This window comes from Streptomyces sp. S6, from assembly GCF_054880855.1.
In genome coordinates this window covers 1-9,054 of sequence record NZ_JBTYMC010000276.1, presented here as the reverse complement: position 1 = coordinate 9,054, position 9,054 = coordinate 1, and the positions used below count along the sequence as shown (strand labels likewise).

The following is a 9,054-nucleotide window of genomic DNA, read 5'->3' as shown; positions in this document are numbered from 1 at the left end:
CGGGTGTCGCGGCGGGGGTCGAAGCGGTCGGGGTCGGCGAAGCGGTCCGGGTCGGCGGGGTTGCGGGCGGCTCCGAAGGGGCCGCGCGTGTTGGTCGCGCCGAACGCGAACTCGTGCAGGTTCGTCTTGCCCAGCACGATCGCCCCGGCCGCGCGCAGCCGGGTCACCACCTCGGCGTCCCGGTCGGGGACGAATCCGGCGAGCGCCTTCGAGCCGGCCGTGTTGGGCAGGCCCGCGACGTGGATGTTGTCCTTCACGGCGAGCGGCAGCCCGTGCAGCGGGCCTCTCACACGGCTGCGGTCGGCGGCGCGGGCGGCTTCGAGGGCCCGCTCGGCGTCGAGGGTGACGAAGGCGCCGAGGCCGCTCGTCTCCGCGGCTCGCGCAAGGAGCGTCTCGGTGAGCCCGGCGCTGGTGAGGTCGCCCGAGGCGAGCTGGTTCAGGGTGGTTCGCATGGCCGGACGGTAGCCGCCGGTCCACGCCTCCGTGAACGGGACAGTGCCGGTTTCCGAGACCCGGACACCTGCCTGCCGCCGCACTCTTATCGAAGCTTTATAAACCCGCGTCTCTCATATCGAATCCGTGCCCTGCCCAGGTGTTCTTCCTGCGCCTACCTTCTCGCCACGTTCTCAACCCGCCGCGGCCCGCGCGGCCGAGGAACCACGGGAGTCGCCATGCAGAGCCATGCGAACCAGCCCAGCCGCCGAACCGTCCTGAGAGGCCTCGGCATCGGCGCCGCCGCCGTGGGCGCCGCCCCGCTGCTGTCCGCCTGCGGCGCCGGTCTGAAAGGCGCCGCCGGGTCCTCCGGCGACACGGTCAAGATCGGCTACGTCAGTCCCCGCACCGGCGCCTACGCCGCGTTCGCCGAGTCCGACGCCTACCTCCTCCAGCAGGCCAGGACGTTCTTCGCGAAGGGCCTCACCTACAACGGCAAGAAGTACGAGGTGAAGATCCTGGACCGGGACACCGGCTCCGACCCCCAGCAGGCCGCCACCATCGCCCAGGAGCTCGTCTCCCAGGAGCAGGTCGACCTGGTCCTCGTCACCGCCACCCCGGACACCATCCACCCCGTGGCCGACAAGTGCGAGAGCGAGGGCGTGCCCTGTATCTCCACGATCGAGCCCTGGCAGGCGTACTTCTACGGGCGCGGCGGCTCCGACAAGAAGACGTTCAAGTACACGTACCACTTCTTCGACGGCGTCGAGCACCTCAGCGCCGTGGAGAGCGACACGTGGCGGCTGTTCCAGACGAACCGCAAGGTCGGCGTGTTGTGGCCCAACGACTCGGACGGCAACGCCTTCCGTGACCGGACCACCGGCTACCGGGCGCAGGCGTCGACCAAGGGGTTCACGTTCATCGACCCGGGGGCCTACGAGAACGGCACCAAGGACTTCTCCTCGATCATCGCGCGGTTCAAGAAGGAGAACGTGCAGATCCTCGCCGGGGTGCCGTCGCCGCCGGACTTCGCGACGTTCTGGACGCAGGCCGCGCAGCAGGGGTTCAAGCCGCAGGTCGCCACGATCGCCAAGGCCATCCTCTTCGAGTCGTCGGTGGCCGCGCTGCCCGACGGCCTCGGCGACGGCCTGGTCACCGCGAGCTGGTGGGTCCCGCAGTACCCGTTCACCTCCACCCTCACCGGGCAGAGCGCGTCCGCTCTCGCCGCCGACTACCAGAAGTCCCCGCTGTCCAAGGGGCGTTCGTGGAACGCGGGACTCGGCCCGAACCACGCGCTGTTCGAGGTCGCGAACAGCGTCCTGAGCAAGGCCGACCCGAAGAACCGGGACGCGGTCGCCGCGCAGATCGGGAAGACCACGCTGGACACGGTCCTCGGCCACATCACGTGGACCGGCGGCGGCAAGGCCAACCCCGTCAAGAACGTGGCGGCGATCCCGATGGTCGGCACCCAGTGGACCAAGGAAGCCGGGAACAGGTTCGACCTGAAGGTGGTCAGCAACGCGCTGATGCCCGAGGTGAAGCTCGACGGCAAGGCGCGGGCGCTGTGACGGCCCCGCTGCTGGACGTGGAGCACCTCGCCGTCAGCTTCGGCGCGCTGCGGGTCCTGGAGGACGTCACGCTGGCCGTGCCCCGGGGGCAGGCCGTCGGGATCGTCGGCCCGAACGGCGCCGGGAAGTCGACGCTGCTCAGCGCCGTGTCGGGGGTGGAGCGGGCGACGGCCGGGACCGTGCGGCTCGCGGGCAAGGACGTCACCCGGGTGCCGGCGGCCGAGCGCTGCCGGCTCGGGGTGGGCCGCTCCTTCCAGATCCCGCGTCCTTTCGTGGACCTGACGGTGTTCGAGAACGCGCTGGTCGGCGCCGAGCGGGGGGCCGGGCTGCGGGGAGGTGCCGCGCGTGAACTCGCCCTGCGTTCCCTGGAGACGACCGGGCTGCTCCCGCTGGCCGACAAGCCGGCCGGTGCCCTGCCGCTGCTGGCCCGCAAGCGCCTGGAGCTGGCCCGCGCCCTGGCGACCGGCCCCGAGCTGCTGCTCCTCGACGAGATCGCCGGCGGTCTCACCGAGGGCGAGGCCGACGAACTGGTCGGCACGGTGCTGTCGCTGAAGGAGTCGGGCCTGACGATCCTGTGGATCGAGCACGTCGTGAAGGCGCTCGTGCAGGTCGTGGACCGGCTGGTGTGCCTGGCCCTCGGCACGATCCGCGCCGACGGCGAGCCGCGCGAGGTGCTGGCCAGCGCCGAGGTCGCCGAGGTCTACCTGGGAGGTGCCGCCGCATGAGCACTCCCCTGCTGAGCCTCAGGTCCGTGGACGCCGGGTACGGCGACTTCCAGGCGTTGTTCGGCATCGACGCCGAGGTCGCCGAGGGCGAGCTGCTGGCCCTCGTGGGCGCCAACGGCGCCGGCAAGTCGACCCTGATGCGGACGATCGCCGGATCCCTCACTCCGTTCAGCGGCACCGTGCACTACGCGGGTGACGACGTCACCGGTGCCTCCGACGTCCAGCGGTCCCGGATGGGCATCGGCCTGGTCCCGGAGGGCCGCCGGCTGTTCCCCTCCCTCACCGTCGAGGAGAACCTCCAGGTCGGCGCGGCCACCGGCCGCAAGGGCCCGTGGAACCTGGCCAAGGTGTACGAGACGCTGCCGCTGGTCGCCGACCGGCGCACCCGCAGCGCGGCCCGGCTGTCCGGCGGGGAACAGCAGGCCGTCGCCATCGGCCGCGCCCTGATGGGCAACCCCCGGCTGCTGCTGCTCGACGAGGTGTCCCTCGGGCTCGCGCCGCTGGTCGTCGACCAGCTGTACACGGCGCTGCCCGGGATCCGCGCCGAGGGCACCACCGTCGTCCTCGTCGAACAGGACCTGAGCCGCACCTTCGCGGTGGCCGACCGGATCGCGTGCGTGCTGGAAGGCCGTGTCGTGCTCTCCGGGCAGGCCGCCGACCTCACCCGTGACCAGGTCACCGCCGCCTACTTCGGCACCGGTGCCCACCCGGAGGCGATCTCACCATGACCTGGCTCAACGCAGTCGTCCAAGGCGTCCTGCTCGGCGGGATCTTCGCCATGGCCGCCGCCGGCCTCTCCCTGGTGTTCGGGGTGATGCGGATCGCGAACCTCGCCCACGGCGACCTGATGATCCTCGGCGGGTACGTGGCCTCGGTGACCGCCTCCCACTACGGGGTGCCGGTCCCGCTGACGGCCGCCGTCGCGATGGCCGCCGTCGGCGCTCTCGGCTACGCGGTCCAGCGGTCGATGCTGGACCGGGCGATGGGGCTCGGCGAACTCGCCCCCATGCTCGTCACGTTCGGTATCTCCGTGATCATCCCGAACGTCCTGGCGCAGGCGTTCAGCAACGACGCCCAGCCGCTGTCCATCGGCTCCCTCGGCACGGCGAGCGTCCACCTGGGCGGCGACCTGTCGATCGGCTGGTTCCCGCTGCTCACCCTGGTCGCGGCGGTCGCGGTGCTGACGGCGCTGCACCTGTTCCTGCACCGCACGCAGCCCGGCCGGATCGTGCGGGCGACCGCCGACGACCGGGCGGTGGTGCGGCTGATGGGCGTCGACAACCGGCGGGTGTACGCGCTGACGACCGTCATCGCGTTCTCCACCGTGGCCCTCGCGGGTGTCCTCTACACCATGCGCCAGGGCGGGGTGACCCCCTACGAGGGCCAGCTCACCGTCCTGTTCGCCTTCGAGACGGTCATCATCGGCGGCCTCGGCTCGCTGTGGGGCACCCTCGCCGGCGGCATCGTCCTCGGGGTGGCCCAGTCCGTGGGCGCCCAGATCTCCCCCGACCTGCCCCTCCTCACGGGGCACCTGGTCTTCCTCCTCGTCCTGGTGCTGCGCCCGCAGGGCATGTTCGGCAGGAGTGTGCTCGCATGACCGTCCAGACCGTCCCCGCCCCCGGGACGACCACCGCCCTGCCGGCCGTCCACCGCAGCCGCCGCGCGACGATCCTCGGCCTGAGCTCGACGGCCGTCGTCCTGCTGGTGATGGCCGCCCTGCCCTACCTCGTCGACTCCGGTGTCACCGGGCAGCTCGTCAAGCTCTGCTACCTGGTGGCGCTCGCCTCGATGTGGAACCTCCTCGCGGGCTACGCGGGCATGATGTCGATGGGCCAGCAGGCGTTCATCGGGCTCGGCGCGTACCTGCTGTTCGTGGTCAACGACCACGGCGTGAACGTCTACGCGGGCACCCTCGTCGTCTCCGCGGTCGTCGCGCTGATCGCCTGGCCGGTGTCGTACCTGGCGTTCCGGCTGCGCGGCGGGTACTTCGCCGTCGGGACCTGGGTGATCGCCGAGGTGGTCCGGCTGATCGTGGTCCGCTTCGACTCGCTGGGCGCGGCGAGCGGGCGCAGCCTGCACGACGTCACCCCCGACCCGGTGCTGCGGCACGCCTTCACGTACTGGCTGGCGCTGGCCGTGATGGCGGCGGCGGTCCTCGGGACGTACGCGGTGCTGCGCAGCCGGCTCGGTCTGGACCTCCAGGCCATCCGGGACGACGAGACGGCCGCCGCCTCGCTCGGGGTGAAGGTCACCCGGGGCAAGCGGATCGTCTATGTGACGGCGGCGGCCGGGTGCGCCGCCGCGGGCGCCGTGATCTGCGTGAACAGCCTCGGTGTCGCGTCCCCCACGCAGATCTTCGGCGTGCAGTACTCCGCCCTCATGGTGTTCATGGTGATCATCGGCGGGATCGGCACGGTCGAGGGGCCCGTCATCGGGGCGCTCGTGTACTACCTGATCGACCTGTACTTCGCGCAGAGCGGGGTCTGGTACCTGGTCCTGGTCGGTGTGGTGGCCGTCGTGGTGTCGCTGTACCTGCCGCGCGGGCTGTGGGGGACGCTCGCGCTGCGCACGGGGTGGGCGGTGTTCCCGGTCCGGCACGGCGTCGGTCCTGGAGGCGGCCGGGGGTGACGACACGCGCCTCCCCCGGCCCCCTTTCACCCCGCCGAAGTCAGCAGCTGCGTGGCGGCGAGGCGGGCGTAGAGGGCGTCCTGGGTGAGGAGTTCCTCGTGCGTCCCCACCGCGCGGACGCGGCCCTGTTCCATGACGACGATCCGGTCGGCGCCGGTCACCGTGGACAGCCGGTGGGCGACGACGAGGACGGTGGTGTCGCGGGCGACCTCCTCGACGAGGTCGCGCAGGGCGAGTTCGTTGACGGCGTCGAGCTGGGAGGTCGCCTCGTCGAGGAGGAGCAGGCGGGGGCGGCGCAGGAGGGCGCGGGCGACGGCGACGCGTTGGCGTTCGCCGCCGGAGAGCGTGGAGCCGCGGTGTCCGACGGGGGTGTCGAGGCCGTCGGGGAGGCGGTCGACGAGGGCGGTGAGGCGGGTGCGGGCGAGGACGTCGCGCAGGTCGTCGTCGTTCGCGTCGGGGGCGCCGAAGAGGAGGTTCTCGCGGAGGGTGCCGGCCATGACGGGGGCGTCCTGCTCGACGTAGCCGATGGTGGCCCGCAGGTGCGGCAGGGACCAGTCCCGGACGTCGGTGCCGTCGACGAGGACGCGTCCGCCGTCCGCCTCGTGGAACCGCTCCAGGAGGGCGAACACGGTCGACTTGCCGGCGCCTGAGGGGCCGACAAAGGCAGTCAGTCCGGTGGCCGGGACGTCGAAGGTCACCCCGTCGTGGACGGCGGGCAGGCCGGGCCCGTACCGGAAGGAGACGTCCTCGAAGCGGACCCGCGCGGCGGACGCCGCCCCGGGCGGGCCGGGCTCCGACAGGACCCGGGGCTCGGTGGTGAGCCGCTGCGCCTGCGTGATGCGGTTCATCGCGGCGGCGCCCTCCTGGTACTGGGTGACGGCCTCGACCAGCCGGGAGACGGGGTCGATGAGGTAGAAGAGGTACAGCAGGAACGCCATCAGCGTGGACACGGGGATCGCCCCGGACGCCACCCGCATCCCGCCGACCCCGAGCACCGCGAGGAACGACAGCTGCACGGCGAGCCCGACGCACGCCTCCGCGGCGGACGTCCACTTCGCGGTCCGTACCCCGTGCCGCCACGCCCTGCGCATCGCGTCCTCGGCCCGAGCGGTCTCCCGCTCCTCCGCGCCGGACGCCTTGACGGTGCGGAACGCCCCGAAGGCCCGCTCCAGCACGCTGGAGATCTCCCCCACCGACTCCTGCGCCCGCTCGGTGGCCCGGGAGATCTTCGGCATGACCAGCCCGACGACAGCCCCGCTGACCGCGAGCACCCCGAGGGTCACGCCCAGCAGGACGACGTCCAGCGCCCCCATCAGCACGAGCGCGGCGACGAACGCGACGGACCCGGTGGCGGCGGAGACGACGGCGTGGGTGGTGACCGCGCGCAACAGCGTCGTGTCGGACGTGACCCGGGACATCAGGTCGCCCGGCGAGGTGCGTTCCACCTCCACGAGCCGCAGCCGCAGCAGCCGCCCCACGAGGGAGCGCCGGGCCGCGAGGACCACGGACTCCGCCGTCCGCTCCAGCACGTACGCCCCGAGCGCCTCGGCCGCCGTCCCGAGCACCACCAGCGCGCTCAGCCCCAGCAGCACCCCGGCGACGGCATCCCCCGCCGACAGCCGGTCCAGCAGCGCCTTCGTGGCGAGCGGCTGCGCGAGACCGCCGGCCGCGCCGAGCAGCGCGAGCAGCAGGCCGCCGACGACGGCCCCCCGGTGCGGACGGACATATCCGTACAGCGCTTTGAACGTCTCCCGCGCGGGCGGGGGTGCCGCGGTGGTCACAGGGGGCCTTTCTCCGGTTCCGAGGTCCCCTCGATCCCATCGCGCGCGGCTCCCCGGTGCATCCCCCCGACCGGCGGAAACACCCCCGCCGACCGGTGGTGGAAGCGGTCGGCGGGGGTGGCGGGGGTGCGTTCTACTTGACGGCGCCGGCGGTCAGGCCCTGGCGCCAGAACCGCTGGAGGCTGACGAAGGCGATGAGCAGGGGGATCAGCGACAGGAAGGCACCGGTGATCGGCAGCAGCGGCGGCACGCCGTTGGCGAACTCCGAGCGCCACTGCACGAGGCCCACGGTCACCGGCAGCTTCGAGGCCGAGTTGAGCATGAGCGACGGCAGCAGGTAGTTGTTCCAGATGGCGACGAACTGGAACAGGAAGACGGTCACCAGCGCCGGGGCCATCAGCGGCAGGGCGATCCCGAAGAAGGTGCGCACCTCGCCCGCCCCGTCGATCCGCGCCGCCTCCAGCACCTCGTCCGGGACGGACGACCCGGCGAAGATCCGGCACAGGTAGACGCCGAACGGGCTGACGCAGCTGGGGAGCAGCACCGACCAGTAGGTGTTGGTGAGGTCGAACTTGGCCATGAGCAGGAACAGCGGCAGGGCGAACATCGGCGCCGGGATGAGGACCGAGGCGAGGATGACGTTGAAGACGCCCTCCCGGCCGCGGAAGCTGAACTTGGTCAGCGCGTAGCCGGCCATCGCGGACAGCAGGGTGCTGACGGCCGCGCCGACGAGGCTGTACAGCGCGCTGTTGCCGAGCCAGGCGGTGAAGACCCCGTCGTCGAAGGTCAGCACGTTCTTGATGTTGGCGAACAGGTCGAAGTGGGAGAACCACAGCGGCGAACCGGTGTAGAGGTAGCCCGAGCCCCTGGTCGCGGCGACGAACAGCCACCACAGCGGGATCAGCGTGTAGAGGGCCATCAGGCCGAGCACGCCGTTGACGACGACCCTGCTCGCGATCCCGTTGCCGCGCCGGGCGGGCCGGCTGCCGAGGACCACACTCATGACGTCGCTCCCTTGCGCTGGTTGTACTTCAGGAATCCGAACGAGAGCACGAGGGTGACCAGGGCGAGCACGACGGACTCGGCGGCGGCGAGGTTCTGGCCGCCCACGTCCATGCCCAGGGTGGTGTTCATGATCGGGGTGAACTTCGGTGAGACGCCCGGGATGCGCGCGCCGACCAGCACAGCGGGCTCGGTGTACAGCTGCGCGGTGCCGATGATGGAGAAGATCGTGGTCATCACGAGCGCGGGGCGCACGAGGGGGATCTTCACGTGCCAGGCCAGGCGCCATCCGGTGCAGCCGTCGAGTGCGGCGGCTTCCACCACCTCGGCGGGGACCGTCTGGAGCGCGGAGTAGATGATCAGCATGTTGTAGCCGGTCCAGCCCCAGGTGATCATGTTGCCGATCGAGGTGGGGACCCAGGACGGCGACAGGAAGTCGACGTCGATGCCGAGGTGGGACAGCGGGCCGGTGAACGGCGAGAGGTTCTTCACCAGGAGGAACGACCACATCACCGCGGCGATCGCCCCGGGCAGCGCGTACGGCAGGAAGTAGACGAACCGGAAGGTCTTGCGCAGCCGGGCGGAGCGGGAGTCCAGGAGCAGGGCGAGCAGGAGGGCCAGGCCGAGCATGATCGGGACCTGGATGCAGCCCAGCAGGACGACCCGGACGATCGACGCCATGAAGTCGTGGTCGCGGAAGGCGGCGGTGTAGTTGTCCAGTCCCGCGAACGTCGTGGACTGCTTCCCGCCGAACAGGCCGGCGCGCTGGACGGTGAAGAAGCTCTGGTAGACGGCGTAGCCGATGGGCGCGACCATCATGGTGAGGAACAGCACCGCGAACGGCGCCAGGAACCCGGACGCGGTCACGGCGGAGGGGCGGCGGCCGGTGCGCCGGGAGGGGCCGGCCGGGGAGGCGCC

9 protein-coding genes are annotated in these 9,054 nt (G+C 71.7%); 5 read left to right on the top strand and 4 right to left on the bottom strand.

The window, feature by feature from the left end:
- Window positions 1-452 (bottom strand): amidase family protein (locus tag ACVNF4_RS28010; protein WP_461805664.1); only part of this gene is annotated, 452 nt, incomplete at its 3' end.
- A gap of 219 nt (window positions 453-671) precedes the next feature.
- Here ACVNF4_RS28010 and ACVNF4_RS28005 point away from each other — a divergent pair.
- The 5 genes from ACVNF4_RS28005 to ACVNF4_RS27985 are packed head-to-tail and all read left to right on the top strand — an operon-like array spanning window position 672 to window position 5,353.
- The gene (locus tag ACVNF4_RS28005) at window positions 672-2,000 is read left to right on the top strand and encodes an ABC transporter substrate-binding protein (protein WP_461805663.1); all 1,329 of its coding nucleotides are present in this window, start codon (window positions 672-674) and stop codon (window positions 1,998-2,000) included.
- The gene (locus ACVNF4_RS28000; RefSeq protein ID WP_461805662.1) at window positions 1,997-2,725 is read left to right on the top strand and encodes an ABC transporter ATP-binding protein; all 729 of its coding nucleotides are present in this window, start codon (window positions 1,997-1,999) and stop codon (window positions 2,723-2,725) included. The genes ACVNF4_RS28005 and ACVNF4_RS28000 overlap by 4 nt, the downstream gene beginning before the upstream one ends.
- The gene (locus tag ACVNF4_RS27995) at window positions 2,722-3,453 is read left to right on the top strand and encodes an ABC transporter ATP-binding protein (RefSeq protein ID WP_461805661.1); all 732 of its coding nucleotides are present in this window, start codon (window positions 2,722-2,724) and stop codon (window positions 3,451-3,453) included. The genes ACVNF4_RS28000 and ACVNF4_RS27995 overlap by 4 nt, the downstream gene beginning before the upstream one ends.
- The gene (locus tag ACVNF4_RS27990) at window positions 3,450-4,322 is read left to right on the top strand and encodes a branched-chain amino acid ABC transporter permease (RefSeq protein ID WP_461805660.1); all 873 of its coding nucleotides are present in this window, start codon (window positions 3,450-3,452) and stop codon (window positions 4,320-4,322) included. The genes ACVNF4_RS27995 and ACVNF4_RS27990 overlap by 4 nt, the downstream gene beginning before the upstream one ends.
- Window positions 4,319-5,353 (top strand): branched-chain amino acid ABC transporter permease, encoded by a 1,035-nt coding sequence (locus ACVNF4_RS27985; RefSeq protein ID WP_461805659.1) that lies wholly within the window; start codon window positions 4,319-4,321, stop codon window positions 5,351-5,353. The genes ACVNF4_RS27990 and ACVNF4_RS27985 overlap by 4 nt, the downstream gene beginning before the upstream one ends.
- 26 nt (window positions 5,354-5,379) lie before the next feature.
- Here the strand turns inward: ACVNF4_RS27985 and ACVNF4_RS27980 are convergent, their stop codons facing one another.
- The 3 genes from ACVNF4_RS27980 to ACVNF4_RS27970 form a co-directional block, all read right to left on the bottom strand.
- Window positions 5,380-7,134, bottom strand: coding sequence for an ABC transporter ATP-binding protein (locus ACVNF4_RS27980; RefSeq protein ID WP_461805658.1), 1,755 nt, complete (start codon window positions 7,132-7,134; stop codon window positions 5,380-5,382).
- Window positions 7,135-7,267: 133 nt separating this feature from the next.
- A complete protein-coding gene (locus tag ACVNF4_RS27975; RefSeq protein WP_461805657.1) occupies window positions 7,268-8,137 on the bottom strand; it encodes a carbohydrate ABC transporter permease in 870 nt (289 codons plus the stop codon).
- Window positions 8,134-9,054: carbohydrate ABC transporter permease (locus ACVNF4_RS27970; protein ID WP_461805656.1), on the bottom strand; the 921-nt coding region annotated here is incomplete at its 5' end. The genes ACVNF4_RS27970 and ACVNF4_RS27975, both read right to left, overlap by 4 nt.